This window comes from Paenibacillus alkalitolerans (genome assembly GCF_016482785.1).
In the GTDB taxonomy this organism is placed as follows: Bacteria; Bacillota; Bacilli; order Paenibacillales; family YIM-B00363; genus Paenibacillus_AE; species Paenibacillus_AE alkalitolerans.
On sequence record NZ_JAEMXM010000001.1, the window covers coordinates 656100 to 680883 of the forward strand.

Consider the following 24784-nt stretch of genomic DNA (forward strand, 5'->3'; position numbering starts at 1 on the left):
CCTAATAGTTCAAAATCACCGTTTGCCCTTCCTGCAGTCCTTGCCGTATCTCAACCTCCGTCGATGTGACGATTCCTTTCTCCACGTCGATTTCTTTACGGCTCTCGCCCTCGAGAACCTGCACGAAATCCCGGTCCAAGTATGTGCGCAGAGCGGATCTCGGGATGATTAGAACATTTTCCCTTTTGTCCGTCACGATCGTTATTTCGGCGTGAGTGCCGATCCCGGCATCTTTGGGAGCGTTCGGCACATCGATGATAATCGATCTGGAGTTTCGATCCTCAATGTCCTTGTCGTCGCTCGGAGGCGCCGTCATCGGCGTTTGAACGACCTTGCCCTTATAAGTCTGGCCGTTGATTTTCACGCCGACCTCCATGTTGACCGACACGCCCGCCAGATCGACGCGATTTCCCGCCGTGTATACGAGCTTCAGCGCAGTCGGGTCGGATATCGTGATCAATTCTTTGTAAGCCGAAACTTTATCCCCGGGCTTAATTTTGTCGAGATACGTAACCATTCCGTCCACGCTTGCCGTCAACCGCGATTTTTCGAGCCGTTCCATCAACGAATTCATTCGGATTTCGGCACTCTTCAGATCGAGCATTTTCAACCGGATCGATGGATCGCCTGGTTCTTTGCCGGCTTTTTCCTGTTCCAGCGAAATCTTTATTTTTTCAATATTGATTTCTTGCAGCTCTATTTCCGAATCAAGACCGCTCGTTTCGATGGACGCCAACACGTCGCCGGTCTTCACCTTGTCCCCCAATTTCACATTCATTCCTGTAAACGTTCCGCCCGATTCCGTAAAATACAAGTATTCCATCTTGTCCGATTGAAAGGTTGCGTCGCCGACGATTTGTTTCACGATCGTGCCGCGTTTCACTTCGGCGGTGGAGATGTTTTGCTGTACAGGTTTTACAAGCGGCGGCTGCAGCTCCTGCTCTTCAACAGGCAGAAGGGAGCAGCCGGCAAGCGCAGTCGCGAAACAGACGCCGATCGCCGGCATACGAAACATATCAGTCTTCTTTGACAATCTCGCCATCCTCCAATGTATAAACGTGATCGACGATTTCCATGATTGCGGGATCATGCGATGTCAATATAATAGTTATCCCTTCCTGTTGAACGAGATCCCTGAACACCTTTAACACTTGAAGACCCGTCTTGCTGTCTAGCTCGGCCGTCGGTTCGTCCGCCAATATGACCGACGGCTTATGGGCGATCGCTCTCGCAATAGCGACCCTCTGCTGTTCACCTCCGGACATTTCGAACGGCCGGTGGTCCATTCTTCCCTTTAAACCGACCATTTCCAGCGCAGAGCGCGCATACTTCGGGCAGCGGGAAGCCGGAATTCCGGCGACACGCAGGCCGAATTCCACATTTTCATAAGCCGACATCAGCGAAACAAGTCCGAATGATTGAAAGATTAAACCGATTTCTTTGCGGCGCAGTTCGTTGCGTCTTTTCTCGGGCAGCCCGCTTATTTCCGTACCTTTGAAATACACCGCTCCTTCGGTCGGCCGGTCAAGCGCTCCCAATATATTGATCAACGTCGTCTTTCCCGAGCCCGAACGTCCTCTGAGAGCGACCAGCTTCTTTGGAGGAATAAACAAGCTCACTCCCTTTAAGGCGTAAACCGCTTCCGTACCGCGCCCGAACACCCTGGTAACCCCTTCCGCCCGCACAAGCGGTTCGAGATGTTGCGGTTGCTCCGCTACGCTCATGTTTCGGCCCCCTTCTTACCGGGAATTAATCCTTTATTCGACCAATCCGGTTCTTTCCACGCCTTCAATGAACCAGCGTTGGGCGAAAAAGTACAATAGTATCGGCGGAACGATCATCATGAATGTCGTCGCCATACTGAGCGGTTCGGTATAAATGGACGGTCCGCCCGATTCGGCCTCGGCGCGCATGACTGAAGCGATTTGCGAAATTCCCATGGACAGCGGCTTTATATCCAGATCCGTCAAATACATGCTCGGCAGATAGAAATCGTTCCATGTCCAAACGAAGGAAAACAGAAATACGACTAGAATCGCAGGTTTGGCGAGCGGCATCATCACTTTAAAGAACACTTTGAATACGCTCGCGCCGTCGATTTTCGCCGCCTCTTCCAGTTCTTTCGGCTGTGTGGAAAAAAACTGCCTGTAAATGATGACGAACAACGCGCCTTTCAATCCGAGACCGAACATCGCCGGCACGATGATCGGTATCACCGTATTGAGTACGCCGAGCACTCTGGCAAAAATCAGATTCGGTAAAATCGTAAGCTGCAGCGGCACGATAAACGACACGAGCAAGCAGAAGAACAACAATGATTTGAACGGAACCTTGAGCCTGGCAAATGCATAGCCGGCAATCGCGCACGAAAACGTTTGAAACAAAGCCACCGAACAGGAAAGCAGCAAGCTCATCCCAAACGCTTTCGGATATTCGAGCCACTCCCATACCTCCTGCAGGTGTCCCATATAGATCACTCTTGGGACCCAGTTCACGGCCGGATCCAATAAATCGTTTCCGTTCTGGATCATTAACGAAAGCATGCGGAATATCGGCTTCAAATAAATGTAAGCGGCATCGAGCAATATGACGTAGATGAAAAGCTTGAACAACAGCCCTTTGTCCGCTTCCCTGCCGATGACCGCATACCGTACTTTCATCACCCATTCCATGAATGCGGATGGGTCAAACTGTTTCGTCCGCACTCTGATGTTGGTCAGAAACCTATTCACGCCTATCACCCCTTATCGACTTTCTAAACAGCCTGTTTATGCGACTTCATCGTCCTGTGAAAGAGGAAGAAAATTATGGCCAGAAACACGCTGATGATAACGAAGTAAATCCAAATAAGGGCGCTGAACTGCCCGTATTCGCTGTCCCTTACCTTCGCCACGATCGGATTCGTGGGGAACGTGAACAGGTCGACGACCGTGTATATCATATTGAGGAAAATAAACGGCATCATGGCCGGAAGCGTAATTTTCCAGAATGTGGTCCACGGGCCGGCGCCGTCGATTCGCGCTGCTTCGTATGCCGAGTTGGATATCGTCTGCCGTCCTCCGAGAAAGATTAAGATTTGCACCCCCGAATACCATAAAATGAGCACGAACGAATTCAGAATCCAGATGAGCGGCGTCGCCCACGCGGAAGACAGATTCGCGCTGATGAGGTCCGAAACGTTGTACCTGGACATAAAGCCGAGATCGCCCTCGCCTTGCGTAAGAAACTCCTTCACAACCTCGCCCGTCGATAAGATGACGGGAAGGAAGAAAATCGCGCGAAACAGGGAGCGTCCGGCAAACTTCTGATTCAGGATAATGGCGATGAGCAGGGCGAAGATAACGATGATCGGGATCATGAACAGCGTCTGCTGCAGGAACGGTATCAGTTCGTTGTACAATTGGCTGCCGTCCTCCAACAAAATATATTTGTAGTTGTCCAACCCTACATCGTAACTTGTCATGCCCGTTGCAACGATTTGGACTTTCCGGAAGCTCATAAAGAACGAAAATCCGATCGGAAACGCCATAAACGCCAAAAAGCCGATAAACCAAGGAGCGATAAATATGGCGCCTTCCATATAATCAATCAATGACGACCGTAACCTGAGTTTATTGATCATCGGCTGGAACCTCCCGGAATGACGATGAAGTTTTGCGCCGGCACTTGAATATCGCCGTTACTGTAAGGCCGCGTATTGTAATTGACGATGATTCTTTTTCCGTTGGCATAGACGGTTTCCTTCACTTTGTCGGCCAGCGTCCTGTGATTGACGATAAATTGGTTTTGCACGTCGCCGAGCGCCTCGTTGAACCGTTCGTACTCCTTCGTAACGTACGACGCCCAATCGTCATAGTTGGTGCTGTAAAAACCGATGCTGTACGAATTGATGAATTCTTTCGTCTCCGCGGCGGTAAACACGTATGCCGGTGCCGCGCCGTATTCGATCTCGCGCAAGAAGTCGTTCACATTTTCATCCCGGTTGTTCGCATAATGAAATGTGTACGTAATCAACCCGTGCGTCGCGATTTGCGCGAACGGAACCGCTTCGTCCGAGAACAAGTCGTAGGAGTAATCCGGAGCCATGTTTTGTATCGTGCCGATATAAGGCAAAGCGTAAAAGTTCGAATTTCTTCCGATCACTCCGCCCAATTCTTCTTTGATCGTTTGCAGAATCCGCTCTTGAACGTCTCTTCCCTCATGCCTGGAAGATCCGTATTTCGTATTGTAATCGCTGAACAAGTTACCGCCGATTCCGGTGACGGATAGGCCATCGACGCGCAACCCCTTGAATTCCTGCAAATCGGCATTCAACATTTGTTCGACATATTTGTCGCTGACTACCGAGAAACCGTTTCCTCCCAAGGTATGTCCGGCCAAATTGACGACGGCGTGAAATTCCTCTCGGAATCCGTTGGCGCCGGTGTTGTTGATGCCGTATTCGGTGTCCAAATAAACCTTGTACCCGAGACTGTGCGCATAGTCCACAAATCGCTTCATCCCGTCGTAACCGCCGATGCGCGAATCCACCGGGAACGTCGCGCCGTATGAGCTCGCGCCTCCCTGCTGCCACCCGATATAGGTAACGGCCATATTGCGGATTCCTCCGGCGTGCATCGACCCGATCATTTTCTCCGCTTCAGAGGTCGATGTTCCCTTAATATAGAGATCGGATAACGTTCCCCGCTCGCGGTCCCCGCCAATGACGGAAACATAAAGAGGGATATCCTCATTTCCGGGTTCCAACCGATTCAATCCTTTTTCTTCCATCAAATATTGGCGGTATCTTGAGGCCATGCCGACATAATCCGTTTTGCCGCGGTCGAGGATGTAGTAACGGGTGATGCGGTCGCTGCCGAACAACTCGTCTTCGTTATAGGAAATAAACCCCCATTCGACCGGGTCGTTCCTTCTCGCAAACTGAATGAAGCTGGCGCGGAAATTCGTCTGGGACGCAATCCAGTTGTAATTGCTGAACACTCCCGCGGGAGATGCAATGACATTGGCGTATTCCTCGCCGTCATGAAGAACGGCAAGAAACCCTTTGGATCCCGACTTCATTCCGAAGACGGGCATGCTCACCGGGTTGCGGTTATTGATCAGACCGGGGAACGTCATGTCTCTGCCATAAACCCGTTCATCGTATATTTTGTTCACGTTCAGCCTGTTGTCTTTGAAACGGATCAGCGCTCCGGGACCGTCGGGAATGAACAGGTATCCGTTCGCGTCCTCTTCGGTGTATTCGGCGCCGAAGAAAGGATACAACCGCGCCCAGATGAGCCCCAAGTCCTTTTCTTTGATGCCCTCCCGTACAATTGTCGTCTCCACGAAATCACTATCGATTTTCACCCGCACCGGAACGGTGAACCCCAACTCGGGCATCTCGAACGTCAGCTCAAAGCCGCCGGGAATCGTCCGCATACCGTTGACCGCGCCGCCTGCCGCGGATAAGCTCGTTTCCTTCGGCTGCAGGATCGGCTTCGAAAAATCGACATACTGCAGCATCAACGGCGAGGACAGATGCTGCTTCCATACTTTCGAAACCTGTTCCTTGTCCCAATATTTCGGATCCGGGTACGAGCGGTACACGTTTCCGTTTCGCTTGTCTTCTACAATGAAATGACCGGTCGACGAATCCGCTTTCAAGCGCAAAACGTCAGTTTCCGCAACCAGCTGAAACTTGCTTTCGCCGGGCAAATCGACGGTTTCGGCGCGGGAGGCCGCCGACGGCTCCGACGGTTGCTCCGGTATTGTTGCCGTCGCCTCCGAGGCGCGCCATTCGATTTTCACGTTGGCCGCCATATATACGACAGCGGCAACGATGATGACGGTGACGGTTGCGGCGCGTATGTTGATTCTATGAAGCTGTTTTATCCACGTCATCGCAAAGTCACCTCCCGCATCACTTCAAGGGCGAACGAAATCAAATCTCTGGTCAAACCGGTCATGATGAATATGAGCAGGCCTAGAACCAGCATCGTAGCGAGCGTCAGGATAATATTCATTAACGTCTCCCCGACGCTGTAGTTATGAATAAACTGAACTTTCCAGAACATGAGCAGCGCTATCCATATGACCATGCCTTGATCGACAAACTCATAAATGGACGTTTCGGACAGCGTCATCACGTTCGAAACGATCGCCAGCGGAATGCCTACGACGCAATAAGGAACCATCGCGTAAGCGCTGCCGATGAAAATATCTCTCAGACGCCCTTCCCCCCGGTAGATTGAGCTCACCAGATGATTGGCGATGACCCAGGCGATCCATGCGATGAAAAATTGCGTAAATATCGTGTACACATTGATTCGCAGCACGTTATTATACACGAAGCTGGTATTAAACTCACGGAACAACAAGGAGAAATACACGACGATCAATATCAGGATCGCGCTCCAAAAACTGCCCTTGCCTTCGTATCGAATGGCGCTAAACCCGTCGATCGGATGCCTTAACACATAGAGTGCGTGTTTCAGATGCAGCACGATCGAGGGGAGCCGCAATCCGCTCCTGTTGCGCCATTTGCTGCGGTACCCGTGCTTCTTCGTTAACTTGTCAAGCACCTGCAGCAGGATGAAGCCGATCAGAACGAAACTCGCGATCCAAGAAAAATACCGCTGAAACCATTGCAGTCTGATTTGCCAGAACGCTTCGGAATATCCCTCTTGATCGCCGGCTTCGTGAAACAATTTTTTAGCATCTTCGTATTGCTCGTTCTTGAATGCGGCTTGCGCCAATGCCAAGATCGCCGGGTTGAACTGCGGATTCAACCGGAGCACTTCGCGCCACAATTGTTCGCCTTCCTCATAAAAACCCGAGAGGGTCAACTGGTTCGCTTCGTCAACCAACTGCGCGAATTCCGACATGCGGTATTTTTGCACGATATTTTCCTGGTCATCAAGAACGTACAGTTCGTTCTTCGAATTGAAATCGAGCGCAACGGGGTTTTTCATCAAACCTACCTGCGACGTTCCGAAGTCGGACGGCCCCCCCCAGAAGTACATCAAGTTTCCGTTCGGATCGTAATGGGTGATGTACTTGAATTGTTTGTCGGCCACCGCGATATTTCCGTTGCGGTCGACGGCCACATCGATCAGCTGCGGCCTCTTGGCCACGGTGTTCAAGACGGTAGTCCGGGCGTCTACCCCCCGGTACTCCCCGAACGATCCTTGCGAGCTGCGGAGCAGGTTGACTCCGCGGGAATTTAATTTCTTGAGTTGATTGCTTTTGGCGGACCCGCCGGTTACCGTATATATAAAACCGTTTTCATCCGTGGAAAGGCTGTTGATCGTTTCCGGTCTTTTCAGAACTTCCTTGGAGTACATCACATCGGTATACAGCCATTTCTTCAATGCTTCCAGCGGCGTCAGCACCGTCTGATTCGTGCCGAAAAACCCTTGAAAACGGCCTTCCGGGTCGAGCACAAGCAAACCCTCGTAACTTCCCTGCGACGCGACGTATAGAAAACCCCGTTTATCTACAATCAACTTCACGGGGGTGAACACGAACGAATCGGAAATAAATTTGGAATCCGGACGTTCGTATAGTTTTTTCACATTTCCGTCTTTGCCGAGCCGGATCACTCTTTTGTTGCCGGTGTCCGCGATGAAAATATCGCCGTCCGCGGTAACGTATACGCCTTCCGGCTTATTGAGCGGATTGTCGGGTACGGTTATGTACCGTATGAATGTGCCGTCCGCAGACAAATGTACGATCCGGTTATTCCCCGTATCGGCAATATAAATTTCGTCTCTCTCATCGATGAATATATCTTTCGGCTCCTTCAAAGACGATACCGTTCTGTCGCCGGGATTGTTCGGATCGGTCACGTACAGATCCGCTCCGATAACGCCTACGGGAAAATAAGCGGGTTGAAGCCATACAAGATTGCCGTAGCTGTTCCTCGTAAACGTCGAATATTTTACTTCCGCGGAAGCAGGCGCCGGCAGCATTGCGGTGCAAACAATGATCAGGGATAAGATCAGGCGCCACCCGCTTCGCTTATATTTCATGCGTAACCCTCCAAATCCGATTGACGTCTTTCACTTGATCCCCGAATGCGCCATTGTGTTGATCACCTTGTTCTGAAATGCCAGAAAAATAATCAAATTAGGCAGAAACATAAGCAGCCCCGCCGCCGCCGCCGCCCCCTGTCTGGCTACGTTATTGGCCATATTGGAAGTGAGCGTCGAGATGAAGAACGGGAATGTTTTCATCGACTCTTCCTGCATGAACAGTGACGATGTCTCCGTATTTCCCCAGGCATTCTGGAACGCGATGATGCCGATGGTAGCCACCGCGGGCAAACAGAACGGTATGACGATATTCATAAAAATCGTCATCTCCCCCGCTCCGTCCATCTTGGCCGCATCGATCAATTCGTTGGGCAGCTGATCGATAAATTGTTTCATCAAAAACACGCCGGTCGGAACAGCCACCATCGGGAAAACATGGCCGAAATACGTGTTCATAATGCCTAGCTGGCTGACGACCAAGTAGCGCGGGATGGCGACCGTTTCCGGTGCGAACAGCAGCGTTAGAAGTATGGCGGCGAACACCGCTTTATGACCCGGAAACTTATGTTTGGAAATCGCATAGGCGCACAATGCGCTTACCGCCGTCACCGCGACGACGGTGAGCGCCGCCACCAGCACGCTGTTAAAGATGTACCGGGTCATCGGGACCGCCGAATTTTTCGTGATCGCCCAAAGCTCCAAGAAGTTCTGAAATGACGGATTTTCAACGAAAATGGTCGGCGGATATAAAAACAGTTCCTGATAAGGCTTCAATGCGTTGTTAAAAATGAACACGAGCGGCATCAGCATGAATATGCTGAGCAGCACAAGCAGAACGGCCGCGAACTTTTCGATAGGGCTTAAGCGGAACAGCTTCGAATTCGTCCGCCACATCCGCATTTTCCGAAACGCTGCGTTGGCTTGCATCTATTCGTCCTCCTTCGAGCCGAAAATTCCCCAGCAAAATTTGTTGGCCACATACATAAGAAGGAGCAAGAATACGGACAGCGCCGTAGCATAACCGAGCTCCAGCCGGATGAATCCGTAATCGTTAATGTGGTTCACGACGAGATGGCCCGAATATTGCGGCGTCGGATTCATACCGGACAATTGGCTGCCTATGCCGCCCGCGTTGAACGTTCCGACGATGGCCATTACCGCGCCGAACAGCATCTGCGGCTTCATCGAAGGTATGGTAATGTACCAAATTTCTTCCAGACGGCTCTTAATGCCGTCAAGTCTGCCGGCTTCGTACAATTCCTGATTCACGTTCAAAATTCCGGCGAGCATCGCCAAAAATCCGATCCCCATACTCGACCAAAGCGTCACGAATATCATGGAGTTCATTAAATACTCCTTGCTCGTGACCCACAGCACCGGCTCGTTGATCAATCCGAAGCTGAGCAAGTAACTGTTCAAATATCCGATGCGGTCCCCGGAAAGAAGAGGCACCCAGACGATCGCCATGATGAGCCCGCCGGTAAGCGACGGGGTGTAAATCGCGAGTGCGAACCATTTGCGCGTGGCGTTCGGCAATATTGAAATGAGCCATGCGAGCACGAAAGACGCAATGTACCCGCCGGGGCCGACGGCGACGGCGAACTTGAACGTGTTCGGCAGCGCGTATTTGATAAAAAGCAAATCCTGCGACAGCATGTATCTGAAATTGTCCCAACCGACGAACCGCGGCGGCTCCAACGAGTTGAATTGGGTGAAGCTGAGCAAAAATGCGGCCGCAACCGGTACCATAATAAACAGAATGAAACAAATCATGAACGGCGCAATGAACAAGTAAGACAACCGGTAGGACCACAGCAGCTTTGCCGTCCGCACCGCCTTTTGCATCCCGTTTCCGTAATCGTGAGGTGCGCGCAGCTTATCGGCTTCCGTCTTTAACATACTTATCCACACCTTTCCACGGCTCCGTTACTTGCGGCATGTTCATGCTGCGGACGACACTTCCGTTCGTATCGATGAAATTGAATTCCTGCAGCTTTCGGTACATCTCTCTTTCAATATCTTTGATAGCCGTCTCGAGAGAGCTTCTGTAATTGATTCCGTCGACCACCGTCCGGTTCCATGCATTCTGAATTTCGCGGTCAAGATAATAGGAACCGGGAACGTTGGGGACTTGCTTGAACCATCTCCATTGCTCCAAGATGCTCTGAAGGTCGTCCGATTTCCAGGGCAGCTTCACGAACGCGTCGATGTTGGACGTATTCCAACGGAATGTAATCCCGTTTACCGTCTCCAGATCCGTTCCGTAGCGCTCCTGCACTTCGGCGGATGTCCACCATTTCAAAAACTTCCAGGCTTCCTCGGCTTTCTTTGTTTTCTTGAAGATGACGCCCGTCTGCATGCCTCCGCTCATCCAGCGGGCGACGGTGCCGTCCGGCTGCCGAACTCCGGGAATCGGCGCAACTCCCCACAATCCGTTCAATTCGGGAGCGGCTACCATCAGCTGGATATACGTATTAATTTCCGATATTCCGATCGGGTAAATCCCGCTTCGGAACGATTGGTAGAAGCTTGCCGCCTGGCGTTCCACGGCATGTAGATTGTACAGATCCGTCCATGTTTTGAAGGCTTCGAAGCCTGTCGGATTGTTGAAGCCCGTCTTCATTCCGTCATTCGTGAAAAATTCGGCGCCGTTTTGGTAGAAAATCGGCGTATACGTTATAGGCGGCATATTCATATTGTTTTGGTGCAGCGTAGGCAGCATCTTGTAAACGTCTTCCCACGTATCCGGAACTTCCAGACCCAAACGATCCATAATGTCTTTGCGGTAGTACAGCATTTCGAACGTTTGCGTTTCCGGCACGCCGTAATAGCCCCCGTCATAATACAGCGGCGTCCATATTCCCGGCGGAAACCGGTCGTACATTTCTTTGAAATCCGGAAACGACGATAAATCATACAACGCGTTTCGTACGGCGTACTCGAACGGCAAATCTTGGGACAAGCCGAGAGCCACATCCGGAGAAATGTCCGCGGCGTTCATCAACACGAGCAAATCCGATCCGGGCAGCAAATTCACCTTAACCTTGATTCCGGTTTCGGGCGTAAACATTTCGTCCGACAGCTGCTGCAGCAAATTGACATAATCTCTGCCGCGCTGCACCCATACATTTAGCACCTCTTCGTCGTCCACATCGGTGAGTCTCTTCTTCGTTTGGAACGAGTAGAAAAAGTTGATGATCGCGCCTTTGATATTTTCGAGAAAGCCGGGAGTCATTTTCGGAATGTCCTGACCGGCCGGAACGATATAAATCCGGTCCAGCTGGAGCGGCTGGCTGTTTAGCTGCTGCACGAATTCCGCCAATTTTCCTTGTATCGACACGAATTTGCTGCCTTCAAACGGAATGTCGTTGACGTTCCGCAGGTGCGTTTCGATATCCTTCTCAACGGTGACAATGCCCTGCGTTACCGCATCGGAACGTCCGTTAACCGATTCGAGACGCCTTCTGATGTCCTGAAGATTCCCGTAAACACCGCTAAGCTTATCGACGAACCCGGGCAGATCGCGTTTGGTGTTCCACGTCCGGTTCGGATCTACCGTACCGCCTGTAAGCGCTTCGATTTCCAATACCATTTCTTTTAACTGAGCGACCAAATTCTCCATCTCTAACGTCAGCGGTTTTAGCGGAGCCTGAGTCACCCGCATTGAGAGCGTATTTGTGCCTTTTTCCAAATAAAACTCGAATGGCTTGCCTTCGCCGTCCTCCAGCGAGACGCCTTGCCAGCCCGTCGAATATTGGAATCGGTATGCTTCCATTTCGGAGAAAGGGACCTGACCGTTAACCGTGATCGTCCGAAACGACGAACGGTTCGAAGAATAAAACTGCAACGCGCGCATGGCGATTTTATAAAATCCGCTTTCGGGAACGTCGAAGGACCAAGCGACCTCCTGATTTCCCGCAGCCCATTGAGTGCCGCCGATGACGTTATAAGTGATATTCCCTCTCTTGTAAGGCGTCGCGTAAATATCGTTATCGTACCCCAACGCAATGGAGGAATCGCTCTTCCATTGCGCTTGTTCGGCTTCAATGACGATCGGTTCGACGGCGGCGGATGGTTTCTCCGCCTTAACCGCGTTTCTGACCGTGTTGTAATCGGCGACCGTCGACGGCGGCTTCAACGTGATCGATTCGATCGCCATCGGATTGCTGCTTGCAAATCGCAGCGTGTGCTTTCCCGGAGTTAAATGCCAGAGAAGCGGATCGGTATAGGCTCCTCCGGAATCCCGCAGCGGCGCCGTTACCCATTCGCTTGAATCGATCGACTTCGGCCTCATTTCGTCGCCGTAGTCGTCTTTAAGCGCGGGCATCTGATCCTTCCATCTCCGGTACAATTGGACCGATCTCGATTCCACATAATGATTGGCGCCGTCCAGCGTGACGTTCAGAGTAACCGGAAGCCTGTTCGTCCCGTCAACGAACGGATGGTAGGAAATATCGACGGCGTACAGACCGCCCTGTTCGACTTCCACTTCGAATTCGACCCATTCGTCGCTTGCGGAGTTCCACACCAGCACATTGTTTTTGCCTCCGTATGAGCCGACGGAAACATGTGCGTTATCGGACTTGCCGGTGAACGCCGGCCCGGCGATCGTAATAATCCCGGTATGGTTTTCCGCCGCCCCTTCTTTCTTCCACTTTTCCAACACTTCCTGATAAGACGGTTCCAGACCGCCCGGCACGTTCGTCTGCGTCCGGAGCTGTTCTCCGCCGGTACCGGAGCTGTCTTCGGATGCGGCGTGTTCGCTCGAGAAGGCGGGTAATGCCGGACTTAACGCCAACGTTAAAGCCAACATTATACCGGTCCATGTCCGAGATATTCGCAAGAGCGCTTTCAATTTTGACCCCTCCGCCGTGAATAAATTATTGCAGCAGATTTTCGCCCGTATCTCTGTCGAAGAAAATGGACTTGTGCAAATCGAGAGTTAGCGTCAATTTTTCCCCTTCTGCAAACCGGTGTTCCGGGTGGGTACGGACAATGAGCAAGTTAGGCGCTCCGATATCGAGATACAGATACATATCCGCCCCCATCAGCTCGTTGATCTTTTGAATTCCTGCGATTTGTGAGTGCGGACGGGCGTCTCTCATCGCCTCATCCAAGTGGATATGCTCGCAGCGGATTCCTAAAATAATGTTTTTGTTCGCCCTGTTATTTGCTTTCAACTTGGCCGATTGCCCGGCGGGAATTTCCAGATAGTAGCGGTTGGTATGAAACTCCAATAGTCCGGAAGCGTTTTCCATAAGTTTGCCTTCAATAAAATTCATCGGCGGAGTGCCGATGAAGCCGGCGACAAACATGTTCTTCGGGTTGCTGTAGATGGTTTGCGGCGTATCCGCCTGTTGAATGACCCCGTCTTTCATAACGACGATGCGATTGCCCATCGTCATCGCTTCCACCTGGTCGTGCGTTACATAAACCGTGGTGACGCCAAGCTGCTTGTGCAGCTTGATGAGCTCCGTGCGCATCTGCACTCTCAGCTTCGCGTCCAAATTGGACAACGGTTCGTCCATCAGAAACACTTTCGGATTGCGGACAATCGCCCGGCCGAGAGCTACGCGCTGCCGCTGCCCGCCCGAAAGCTGCTTCGGCTTTCTCTCGAGGAACGACTCGATTTCCAACACTCTGGCCGCTTTTTTCACCGCCATATCGATTTCATGCTTCGGCATCTTTCTCATGCGCAAGCCGAACGCGATATTTTCATACACGTTCATGTTCGGGTACAGCGCGTAATTTTGAAAAACCATAGCAATATCGCGATTTTTCGGCGGAAGGTGGTTGACCAGCCGGTTACCGATATATATTTCCCCCGACGTAATATCCTCCAGACCGGCGATCATCCGCAGCGTCGTCGACTTTCCGCAGCCGGACGGACCGACCATCACCAAAAATTCGCCTTCGTTTATTTTCAGATGAAAATCTTTGACGGCATACAGCTTCTCCTTGCCGTAACGCTTTTCCACATGGTTTAAAGAAATGCTTTCCACTGCGACACCCCCTGTGTGCTCGTTCATCGTTTCAACCGGCCTGATTTCCAGAAATATGTATCGTTTTTTCAATTATACAAGCGATCGCTTGACACGATTATGGGTGAGGTTTATCCATTCTATAGGTCATTTGCGCCGCATTTGTTACATTAGTTTTCCGGAATAAAAAAAGCGCCCCCGCCGGCATATGCCGGCAGAGGCAAAAATTTATATAAAGAGGGAGGAGAACCCGAATTCAAGTATTTGTATTACTGCACTTCCACATCGCACGATATGCTTTCCCCATTCGGCGTCATGAATGTAATCGTGAAGCCGAGCAGGTTGTTGTTTGACGGATCGCCGCTTGCAGGAGTGTAGACGATCTTGAAATCGGCGCCGACATAGATACGGTCTTGCATGCCCGCCGTGGTTCCCGGCGCATACTTGAGGTTGTTGATGACGAACGCTCCGTTGAACAGGCTGTTATAATAGAGGAATCTGTCTACACCGTTCGATTTGCCGCTGTTCACTTGCCCGAAATTATGCACCACGGTGAGTTGGTCCATCAATTTGCCGTTCCACGGGTACATTCCGTTCAGCGCTTTGCTGTCGACCTTGTTGTCAGTCTTCTTCGCTTTCAACTCGGATACTTCAATCGGATCGTATTTGATCGTTATGTCTTTCGACTGCGTCTGCATTCCTGTCGGAGTGTTGAACACAACGGTCAGCTTGGCCGTTCCGGCATCCAGGCCGATGATTTTGTTCATATCGTCGTTAAAAGCCAGCACCGACGAATTCGAAACCATCATGTTCGTGATCATATTGTCCGGAAGTACGACCTTTCTTCCGAATTGGTCGGTCGCCCGCACTTCGATCTCAGCACCGAAATCGCCATACCAGGAGAACTGATAAGTCGCATCGGTAACGGTCGAGGTAATCCCGCGATCGTAAGTATACCTGCCGATCGCATACAAGTTGTCTTCTTCAACGTCAACCTCATAGACGAGCGGGGGGTTAACGCCGTCGATCACATCCGCCACGATCGAAGCGGAAGACAACCGGTGTTCCACTGTGTTATCCGCCGTGTTTATTTTTACCAGCGAGGCGGTTAACCGATAAGATCCCGTCTTCGTGCTGTCCGGAATGAATTCGATATCCTTGTCGGCTATATCTTTGATCTCCTTGATCGCAGTCGGATTCGCATCGGATAACGTTACGGCTCTCGATGTGCTCACAGCACCCGCATCGCCGCTTATTCTTTCAAGCTTCAGCTCGACTTTAATATCGGCTAAGGAATTTTTAAAATCTTTGTTGTATTGATCCAAGACGTCGAACTTCATTTTCGTCTTGGTCGCATTCAGCACCGCTTTGCTTGTATCGCCGCCGTCCACGACGATCGACGACGGTCTTTGATCGGTTGCTTCCGGCATAATATGCATATCGAACGTCGCTTGTTGATTGTTCGTCATCAAGTAGACAATGATCGAAGCGTGGCCCGAGCCTTTAATTTCGGCGATCCGGATTTTCCCCTTATTCTTTCCGGTCTCTTGAATCGCTACTTTTCTAGTAACGTTCGAACCGCTGGAGTAATCGATGCGCGTTTCCGGTTTCGCGGCTAATACGATCGGGCCTGTGCTTGTCACCATAATTTTCCTGGTCGTCTCCGCAGCCGCGACTTCGGCCGGAGTCAGAATGTCGCCTTTATCGTCCTTCACGATGATGCCGACATACTTATCGTCGTCTCCTTCGACAAGCGACTCGTCGAAGTATTCGAATTCAACGGAAGCCGGCAGTCTCGGCACGACGATATTTACGGTTTTCTCTACAGACCTTCCGCTGGCGGGTGCAATCAGCTTCACGGTCGCTTCCGTGCCGCTTTCCACATCCCGAGAAGCCTCCAATTGAAGCTCCGGATATCCGTCGTTATCGTAATCGACAAGCTGCGGTTTATCATTGAGTCCATGCCCGATAACCAATTTAATTAATCCGTCGTCCAATATTTTCGTATCGGAAATGCGGTAACCGTACTGGTCGAATGCGGAGAATTGCAGGTAAGCCGTACCGCCGGGTTTGAGGATCGTCTCCGAGCCTTTAAATTTCAATTCTCCGAGTTCTATGGATGCGACCATCTGCGGATCGCCTACGGTAAACGATTTGCTTGCCGTGACGGAGTAAGCTTGGTTTAGCAGAACGGCCGTTATCGGAGCTCCTTTGGGAACCTGCGTCAAATCAAGCTTGAATGCCTGCTTGCCGGGAACAAAGACCGGAGCGGGAGCGTCGAAGTAACTGCCCATAATCCGCGTTGTGAATTGGTCGGTCTCTTCCCCGTATTGGTTCTTCATTTTGTACTCAATCGTGACTTTCCCTTGGGGCAGCGTATCCGAAGGGGCGACGATTTCTATCGAAGCCAGCTTTTCGTTGTCTGCCTCAAATTCCAGTTCACCTTTTTCTACCGCATCTTCTTCCAAACCGATCAGTTTGACCGAATATTTGCCTTTCACAAGGTTTTTATCCATTGTGATCGTGGCGGACATAAAATCGGAGTTCCATTCCACGGTTTTATTGAGAGATTTTCCGCCGCTCCAAACTTCCAGATCGGCTTTGACGATGTCGACGTCCCGATCAAGCTTGACGGATACTTGCTTGGCGCCGGTCGCTTTCGCTTCGATAATCGAAGCTTTTTCCGGTTTCTGAAACAAAGCTTTCGTGTCGTATGCGGCAATCGCAAGCATTTCCCTGGTAGCGTGAACCTTGCCGCCGAAAGTGCCGTCTTCCTGGTTTGCCATGATTTCCTTCTCAAGCGCAAGAGCGACATACGCTTTCGCCCAATCATCGACCGTATCGTCTTCAACGGGCGTCGCATTTTCCGCTTCTTCCTCCAACCCGAGCCCTCGAATCAGGAAAGCCGCCAGCTCCTGATGAGTGACTTTGCCTCCCGGGTTGTACAATTTCCCTTCGGGATCGTTGCCTTTCGTCAGTCCCGCCTCTTTAAGCGCTTCTATGTAAGGCACCGCATACTCGAATCCGGCGGCGACGTCGGAGAAGCTGGACGTTGTAAGCGCTTCATCAACCGGCAATGAAAAAATAATTGCTACCACTTTAGCAAGTTGAGCGCGATTCATCAGCTCGTTCAAGCCGAAATTGTTTTCTGAAATTCCGTTGAACACGCCGCCGCGAATAAGCGCGTCGATTTTTTCCTTAATATCTTCGGACAGTTCCTTCAAATCGCCGAAATTGTCAGCGGTTAATCCGGATTCGGATTGCGGTTGCTCCTCAGACGATTGCTCATCCGATTGCTCATCCGATTGCTGCTCTTCCGACTGCTGCTCTTGAGACGATTGCTCTCCCGAACCGTCTTCTGCTGCATGAGCGGCCGGATTAAACATGTTAAGCAAGAGCAGTAATGAAATCAATAAACATATTTTGCGGTTTATCATACTTACAGCCTCCCGTTTAACGGAATTTTAAATCGGACCACACTCTCTCTCTTAATACGGCATGTTATGTATACATCTTGTTGTCCTGTTGAATCGCTTGCATAGCATGACAATCTCCTCCTTGTTTTAGGCTGGCAGGTAAACTAGAACCTAAACAAAATGGCAAAGTTTATATAATGATTTACAATTGTTGCCTTTCCCCTGTGATTTTTATCATTTCCTAAACTTATTCAAACTGCTGAGAAGCTCGATATACTTAGTAACATTTCATTTTTGAAACAACCGATTAAGTAATATTGTTTATATTATCTAATAAACAATTACACTTTATATTGTATATCGATCATTTCAAGAAAGTTATAGGTGATGTCCGATGATTCTATAGGTGGATCGTACTTTTTCAACCGACCGATATTTCCCCGTCCTCCGTCTCTTGAAAGTTTTTCCGGTACTGTTTGGGAGTGACGCCGGTTTTTTTGCGAAACAAAGCGTGGAAAAACTTCATATCCTGATAGCCGACATGGTTGGCGATTTCATGAATCGAAATATCCGTCGATTTCAATAAATCGCAGCATTTTTGTATGCGCACGTTTTGCAAATACTGGGTGAACGTCAATGAGGTCGATTTTTTAAACAAGCGCTGAAAATGGCTCGAACTCATATAAAAGTAATCGGCCACAGTCTGAACCGTGATGTTTTTCGAGTGATTGTTTTTGATGAAGTCTACGATATCGTCCAGCTGGCTCTTGGGAGAAGGCAGCGCGCCGTATGTCATCTCGAAACGCCGCATCAACGTCAGGATCTGGATCAGCAGCGTGATCAGCATGATCTCGTATCCTTTGTTTCTATTCAGATACTCCCAATGCATGTCTTGGAACATCGTTAGAAATCTATCATGCTTATCCTGAAAATGGAGCCATCGGGCGGAACTTTTTTCCGGGTTGAAAATAATGTCGCTAATTCCGGACTGTTCCCCGAAATAATGCTTCCAATCTTTCAAAATCGTCGTGCGGAAAATGCAATTGTAAACTACCAGCATTTTGTCGTGCTTGGGAGAGGACGGCCGGAAAACATGCGCCGTCCCGATCGGAATGAGGAACACATCTCCCCGCTTAACGGACAGCACCTGTTCTTCGAGATAATGATATCCGCTCCCTTCTCCCACAATGCAGATTTCCACGAAATCATGCGTGTGCAAGCAAGTTGAAAACGATTCCACTTCCCGGTTTACAAATACATCGTTGTCCTGTTCAAAAAAACGTTCGCCCTTCAACTGCTCGACTCTTCCGTTCATGACTTTCACCCCGGTTTCATATAATGACCATGAATGCAATCACAAACTAGTAAATCCGAATCTATCGTCAATTATTGATCCAATCCTTATCGAGGCGCACGTACTTGATACATTTGCGCAGGTAAGAAAAAGCGATATGGATTTTCCCGTCGCGCGTTTGAATTATAGACGGATAGGAATATCCGGTTTCCTTCTCTTTGTACTCGAGATCGGCCATTTGCACGTTTTTCATATATGGCCACGTCTTCCCTTCATCGTCTGAAACGGCCAACGTTAGCGGAGTGCGCAGCGGTTTTTTGCGCCATTCTCCTTTTCGTTCGATCCATCTGAACTGGTCCCGTTCCAATGTAGCGTTGTTGAAGATGAGTGCAAGACGTCCGTCATGCAGCTTGACCGCTTGCGTGGACGAGTTGTTGTTCGGCAATTCGCTCTTCGCCGGCGCGGACCACGATTTTCCGTTATCGCGGGACACGCTCGTGTATATCCTGTCTGCCTGTCGGCTGCGAAACATCGCGTACAACGTGCCGTCGTTCAATTCGACCACATTCATCTGAACCCTGTGCAGACTGTCCGGCACTTCGATTTCCCGCCACGACTTGCCCTGATCGGAACTGAGCTTCACAACGCTGTAATGTCCCTCGCTGGTACAATAATATGCCGGCAGCAGCCAATCGCCGGTTTTCAAAACAAGCGGAGGATGGCGGAGAAATATGCCGGGTTTGTCGTCAAACAGCGCTCGCGGCCCGCTCCATGAATGTCCTCTGTCAGTGGAGGTCATATACACGACCCTTGACGTTCTCTGATTGTGCGGCTCGTTGGAAGTGTGGAAAAACCACAGCTTCCCGTCCGGAGCTTGGAACAGCACCGGGTTTTGTTCGGACCGTTCGGGATCGCGCGTAAGCTCGACCGGTGATGTCCATCGGTCCGATCCTGAAGGAAGTCTCGACATGACTACTTTCGTATCGGGATTGCCTTCCCCGCTGCCCGAAAACCAGACGCACAGCAGATCGCCGTTGTCCAGCTCCAGCAAGTTGGCGGCATGGTTGTCGTTCTCGTACGGAACGGGAAGATAAGCTTCAATTACGCTCGGGTCTTTATCCGACATTCGGATCAATCCGTTAAATCGATTCATGTGATAATTTCCTCCTCCTGATCGCTACTGTTTGTTCCAGCGGCGGGAACCGGCAGCAGTGCCTCTAACTCGTATTGTCCGGAGCCGACTGCATGCGCCGATTGATCCGGCATCCGGATTGTTGCCGTCGTATTAACGGGTATGTTCACCTGTAAACGGAATCGGCCGTCTTGCAATTGCCAAGACGATACGATCTTCCCGTAGAGCGAGTCGTATTCCGCATGCACCTTGGACACACCGATCCCCGGATGGGGTTGAATGCGAATGTGCTTGAACCCGGGTTGGCCGGGATCGGTGTCTATTCCTGCCATGTAGCGGTACAGCCACTCGCCGACCGCTCCGAAAGCGTAATGATTGAACGAGTTCATGCGGCTCGCGTGGATTCCGTTTTCCTCGGTCCACCCGTCCCACCGCTCCCATATCGTTGTAGCTCCGTGTTTAATCTGGTAAAACCAAGATGGAAACGTCTCCTGCAGCAGCAAGTCGTAAGCCGTATCGCTATAGCCGTAATCGCTTAAGGCGGGGAGCAGAAAACCGATTCCGATAAATCCGGATGTCGGATGATTCCCACATTGCCTTATAACGCGCACAAGCTGCCGGGCCGCCTGTTTCGCCAACGGTTCGGGGAGCAGACCGAGCTCCAGAGTAATTGCGTATCCGGTCTGCGTATCGCCTTGCACTTTGCCGTCTAGTGCGACGAATTCCCGGACAAATGCTTCTTTGATCCGTTCCGCCCGAACCCGGTATGTTTCGGCGTCCTCCGCATGTCCGAGTACGGAAGCGATCCGTCCCATCAGAACCGTGCTGTAGAAATAAAATGCTGTGGAGATGAGCTTCTTCGGAGTTTCCGGGCCAAGCGCAAGCCAGTCTCCATAGTTGTTTGCATAGATGTCCCGTACGAGGAATTGTTCGCTTACCCCTTCAAGGAAATTCATGTACCGGATCATTGCGGCGTAATGGCGCTCCAATACTTCGGTGTCGCCGTATACCTGATAGATCGTCCAAGGGATGATCATTCCGGCGTCCGCCCAGCCGGCGCTGTACGGCGGAGTCCAATCGGTATTTTTCCTTTTGTTTAGTCTGCGCTGATGGTATCCGCCGTCGGGAGCCACATCGGGAAAGGACCCCGAAGGAAGCTGGGCGTCAACCATATCGGCCGCATACTTGGCATAGAAACGCGCCGCATTCATATTGAAGCAGCCGGTTCGGCAAAAAACCTGCACGTCGCCGGTCCAACCCAGCCTTTCGTCGCGCTGCGGACAATCGGTCGGAATGCTGAAGAAATTGCCCCTCTGCCCCCAGAGAATATTGCTATGCAGCCGGTTGAGAAGCGGATGGTCCGTCTCGAATTTCCCCGATAAGGGGGCGTCGGTATGCAGCACGACTCCAGTGATTGTTTCAAGATCCGGCTCGCCGGGAAATCCGCTCATCTCAACGTATCGAAAACCGTGGTAAGTAAATCTGGGTTCGTATATTTCGGTGCCTTTTCCGTTTAATATATACGTGTCCGCCGTTACGGCGCTTCTGAGATTCGTCTTGTACAGCGTACCGTCTACGTTGAGCATTTCGGCATGCTCCAATACGATGCGTGCGCCTCTTTCCCCATTTACTTTGAGCCGAACCCGTCCGGCCATATTTTGGCCCATATCGAAAATATAAGTCCCGGATTCCGTCTTAGTGACCGACACCGGTTTTATCAGCCGAGTAATCCGTATAGGCTGATCCGCCTGCGACACGAGATTCCCGCCGTAGCCGGGAAGCACAATCGGCGGCTGCCAATCCGAGTCGACGAATCCGGGGAGAAGCCAGCCGTCGTGTTCCCTTCGCGCATCATAAGTTTCCCCCCTGTAAATCTCCGAATAAATAAGTGCGCCCTCAGACGTCTTCCATGTCTCATCCGTAATTACAAGATCTTCGCTTCCATCCTCATACTCGATATGCGTTTGAACGAGCAGGTAAGGCCTATCCCCGTATTTACGCTTGCCGATCATCGCCAATTTTCCGCAATACCATCCGGTCGCCAATATGGCGGCGACAGCTGTTTCACCTTGTTCCGCATACTCCGTGACATCGTACGTTTGATACTGCACTTTCCTGCCGTAGTCGGTCCATCCGGGAGCGAAATGATCGTCGCCGACCCGCCGGCCGCCGAAGTACAACTCATATAAACCAAGCGCCGTCGCGTAAACGATCGCTTTCTTTACCGGTTTTGGAATCACGAACGTCTTGCGCAAATAAGCGGCAGAGGGATAATTGTCCGTGAGCTCCCCGTTCATCCCGATCCACTTTGCCCGCCATTCGCCAGGGTCGAGCAATCCCATCGACCAGTACGTATGCTTGCTCCACGGCGATGGTATCCCGTCCTTATCCCATACGCGCACTTTCCAGAAATAGCATTTACCGGATTCGAGCGGCTTTCCCTCGTAGCGCACATGAACCGAACGATCGGATTCGACGCGGCCGCTGTCCCACATATCCGCTTCATCGCGGTCAAGCGACTGTCGGCAAGAGGAAACGAGCACTCTGTAAGCTGTTTGCATCGAGGAGCGGTTTTCGGATTCCATAATCCAGCACAATCGGGGATGACGGGCATCAATTCCATGAGGTTTTTCCTCATATTCCGTCAATAAACGCACAATTTCCAACGACACCGTTCAATCCTCCCTTCGGTGAGCAAGTTCACGTAACGGCAGCTCCGCCCGGCACAGTCCGGCATTCGAGAAGACAAGCCTGTCGTTGACGAACAATCTGTATCCTTCGCCGATTCCCGAATCTCCGGCGCGGATGCCGGGTCTCCGGTAGGTGACCCGGATATCCAATCCGGCGGCTTTCACGTTGTCCAAGCTGAAATAATCCAAACCCGCGTCCACCGGATCGAGAACCAACCGGTCTCCTGCAACGGACAATCCCGCGACATGGCTGATCAGCAAATCGATATAGAATGAATGATTGTATTCATGTTCGTCGCTTAACGGTTCGCCGGTCGCGCTGTTGTAATGTTCAACGAGACCGGGTTGATGCAAATCCCGGTGAAAGAAGTGGAGAAACGAAAATTCGCGCAAATAATAAGCGAACTGCCTGTCGAACCGGTGATTTCTCCGCTTGCTTTCTTTCGCGAGCGCGTCAAGAACGATTGAATTCGTATAAGGCCAAGTCGGACCGTCCCATACGCAGCCGTTTCTTCCTTTGATAAAATGTCCCATCCACCCGCCTTCTTTGGAATAGGCCGGACAATCCGCTGAGACGGTCGGGAACGGGCATTTCGTATGAAACTCTTTATCGTCAAACAAATGTTCTATCAATCCGTCGTAACGCTCATCGATCAATTGGGCCCACACCGGATAAAAACCGACGATATTTTTGACGAAAGCCTTTTCATCGGTTTCGTGATGAAGATCGTAAAAGAAGCTCGTCGTTCCGTCCCACATCTTCTCCAGTATGTCTTGCTTGATTCGCTCCGCGAGAGAACGGTACGTTTCCGCTTCCGGATCGCCCAACTCTTCGCACAATTTGGCCACGCCAAGCGTGTTCAAATAATGGTACACGGTGCGGTCTACCCGTTTCAGATATGTATACGTTTCCGGATCTTTCGGATTTTTCGGGTAATTGTGAAAATACCAATAGCTCGGCTGATATTCCTTCCCCGTTCGCGTATGACGGTATTCGATCATCAGTTCATCCCGCTCATTTCCGTGCAACCGCTTCCATGAATCGATCTGCATCTTCATCGAAGGCAGCAATTCCGCCATTGTTTCGGTATTCCTGTGCACCAAAAACAGCTGATAGGCCGCCCAGCAGGAAAAGTTGGCGAACGAATGCATTTTTGTATCTACCGTCATGCAGCAAAACAATCCGTCTTCGCCGCTGCCTTCTTTCATGTTTTTCAGGGCGCCTTCGCCATAGACCGGATCGTGGTACCACTTAGCATCCGTAATATGAAGCGGAACGGACAAGTTGATCAGCTTGCTGAACTCCCATCCGCCTTTGCCGAATGGAGTCTTGCCTTTCTTGTGCGATCTTCCTTCGTAAAACAATGGATAACGCAGCAGACCGTACTGCGGGTCGGCCAAATTGTGGCGCAGAATAAACCAACGGTACGCCCACGTTTTGTCCAGCAGAGGGTCGCTGCTGCGAAAGACCGGAGCTTTTTCGAACCATTTCCCGTACTCTTGTCTGTAATCGGCGAGCACGCGGCGGGCCGAACGCCGGCTGAGCGCGTACCCCGCAGCTCTTTGTCCAAGCAGCTCCGGACGGTCTTTCCCCCGGATTCCCAATGACAACGCGACTACAAATTGCTTGGATTCGCCAGGCTTCAGCCGAACCTGCTCCAACAGCGCTTCATCGCTAACGGCTAGCGCGGCATCGATATCGAAACTGTAATGCTCGATGGTAAACGTGCCGAACAGCTGATTTTCCCCGTTGCCGTTAAAAACATGATCGAACGTTCTCAGCCGAAGCACGAGATCCTCGCCGCTCCGGTTCGTCCAAGTTTGGCAAGAAACGGCGCAATCGTCCCACGTTATAAATTTTTGTTCCGAATATAGCAGGGAGCTTCCTTCGTATTCCATGAATAGATGACTGGGAAACCATTCGGTCAGGCACGGTTCGAAGCTGTCCGTTAAATTGTTGTCCACCGTAAATAACAGCGGGATGTTCGTTTTGTGAATAAAATCGAACCGGCCGGAAAAGCCGGGTGCGGGATCCAAATAATCGGCCCAGAGCCGCGCGCCGGTCGAACCGAGCAGCAGCGATCCGGGCAGCGTGCGGAGCGACTTCTTTCCTGCGCGCAGTTGTTCGTCCCATGGAGCTGTAGACATCGCGGTTTCCCCCTATTCCATCATACCGGACTTCGGTGTATGAAATCGGCATTTCTGCTATATTCGTATTATATATCGGATTTTTTGCCTGTTAATGGTAGTTTTGTT

At 51.0% G+C, this 24784-nt stretch carries 15 protein-coding genes; all 15 read right to left on the bottom strand.

The window, feature by feature from the left end; translation table 11 throughout:
- Position 1: 1 nt before the first annotated feature.
- Positions 2-1033, bottom strand: coding sequence for an efflux RND transporter periplasmic adaptor subunit (locus JET16_RS02760; protein WP_233530948.1), 1032 nt, complete (start codon positions 1031-1033; stop codon positions 2-4).
- On the bottom strand, positions 1017-1724 hold the full coding sequence (locus JET16_RS02765) for an ABC transporter ATP-binding protein (RefSeq protein ID WP_199614052.1): 708 nt from the start codon (positions 1722-1724) through the stop codon (positions 1017-1019). Before JET16_RS02765 ends, JET16_RS02760 begins: the two co-directional genes overlap by 17 nt.
- 33 nt (positions 1725-1757) lie before the next feature.
- Complete coding sequence (locus tag JET16_RS02770; protein ID WP_199614278.1) at positions 1758-2672, bottom strand: carbohydrate ABC transporter permease; 915 nt, start codon at positions 2670-2672, stop codon at positions 1758-1760.
- 83 nt (positions 2673-2755) lie between these two features.
- On the bottom strand, positions 2756-3622 hold the full coding sequence (locus JET16_RS02775) for a carbohydrate ABC transporter permease (protein WP_199614053.1): 867 nt from the start codon (positions 3620-3622) through the stop codon (positions 2756-2758).
- The gene (locus tag JET16_RS02780) at positions 3619-5883 is read right to left on the bottom strand and encodes a DUF5696 domain-containing protein (protein WP_199614054.1); all 2265 of its coding nucleotides are present in this window, start codon (positions 5881-5883) and stop codon (positions 3619-3621) included. The genes JET16_RS02775 and JET16_RS02780 overlap by 4 nt, the downstream gene beginning before the upstream one ends.
- Complete coding sequence (locus JET16_RS02785; protein WP_199614055.1) at positions 5880-8012, bottom strand: YIP1 family protein; 2133 nt, start codon at positions 8010-8012, stop codon at positions 5880-5882. The genes JET16_RS02780 and JET16_RS02785 overlap by 4 nt, the downstream gene beginning before the upstream one ends.
- A gap of 30 nt (positions 8013-8042) precedes the next feature.
- On the bottom strand, positions 8043-8942 hold the full coding sequence (locus tag JET16_RS02790; RefSeq protein WP_199614056.1) for a carbohydrate ABC transporter permease: 900 nt from the start codon (positions 8940-8942) through the stop codon (positions 8043-8045).
- A complete protein-coding gene (locus JET16_RS02795; protein WP_233531016.1) occupies positions 8943-9860 on the bottom strand; it encodes a carbohydrate ABC transporter permease in 918 nt (305 codons plus the stop codon).
- A 31-nt stretch (positions 9861-9891) separates the two neighbouring features.
- Positions 9892-12870: an extracellular solute-binding protein gene (locus tag JET16_RS02800; RefSeq protein ID WP_233530949.1), complete on the bottom strand. Its 2979-nt coding sequence runs from the start codon at positions 12868-12870 to the stop codon at positions 9892-9894.
- Positions 12871-12895: 25 nt separating this feature from the next.
- Entirely contained in the window at positions 12896-14017 is a 1122-nt protein-coding gene (locus JET16_RS02805) for an ABC transporter ATP-binding protein (protein ID WP_199614058.1), read from the bottom strand.
- A 248-nt stretch (positions 14018-14265) separates the two neighbouring features.
- Complete coding sequence (locus tag JET16_RS02810; RefSeq protein ID WP_233530950.1) at positions 14266-17433, bottom strand: S-layer homology domain-containing protein; 3168 nt, start codon at positions 17431-17433, stop codon at positions 14266-14268.
- Between the two features lie 400 nt (positions 17434-17833).
- Entirely contained in the window at positions 17834-18727 is an 894-nt protein-coding gene (locus tag JET16_RS02815; RefSeq protein ID WP_199614059.1) for an AraC family transcriptional regulator, read from the bottom strand.
- A 67-nt stretch (positions 18728-18794) separates the two neighbouring features.
- Entirely contained in the window at positions 18795-19859 is a 1065-nt protein-coding gene (locus JET16_RS02820) for a sialidase family protein (RefSeq protein ID WP_199614060.1), read from the bottom strand.
- Positions 19856-22510, bottom strand: coding sequence for a glycoside hydrolase family 78 protein (locus JET16_RS02825; RefSeq protein WP_325176593.1), 2655 nt, complete (start codon positions 22508-22510; stop codon positions 19856-19858). Before JET16_RS02825 ends, JET16_RS02820 begins: the two co-directional genes overlap by 4 nt.
- Before the next feature lie 3 nt (positions 22511-22513).
- Positions 22514-24676, bottom strand: coding sequence for an MGH1-like glycoside hydrolase domain-containing protein (locus JET16_RS02830; protein ID WP_199614061.1), 2163 nt, complete (start codon positions 24674-24676; stop codon positions 22514-22516).
- Positions 24677-24784: the final 108 nt, after the last annotated feature.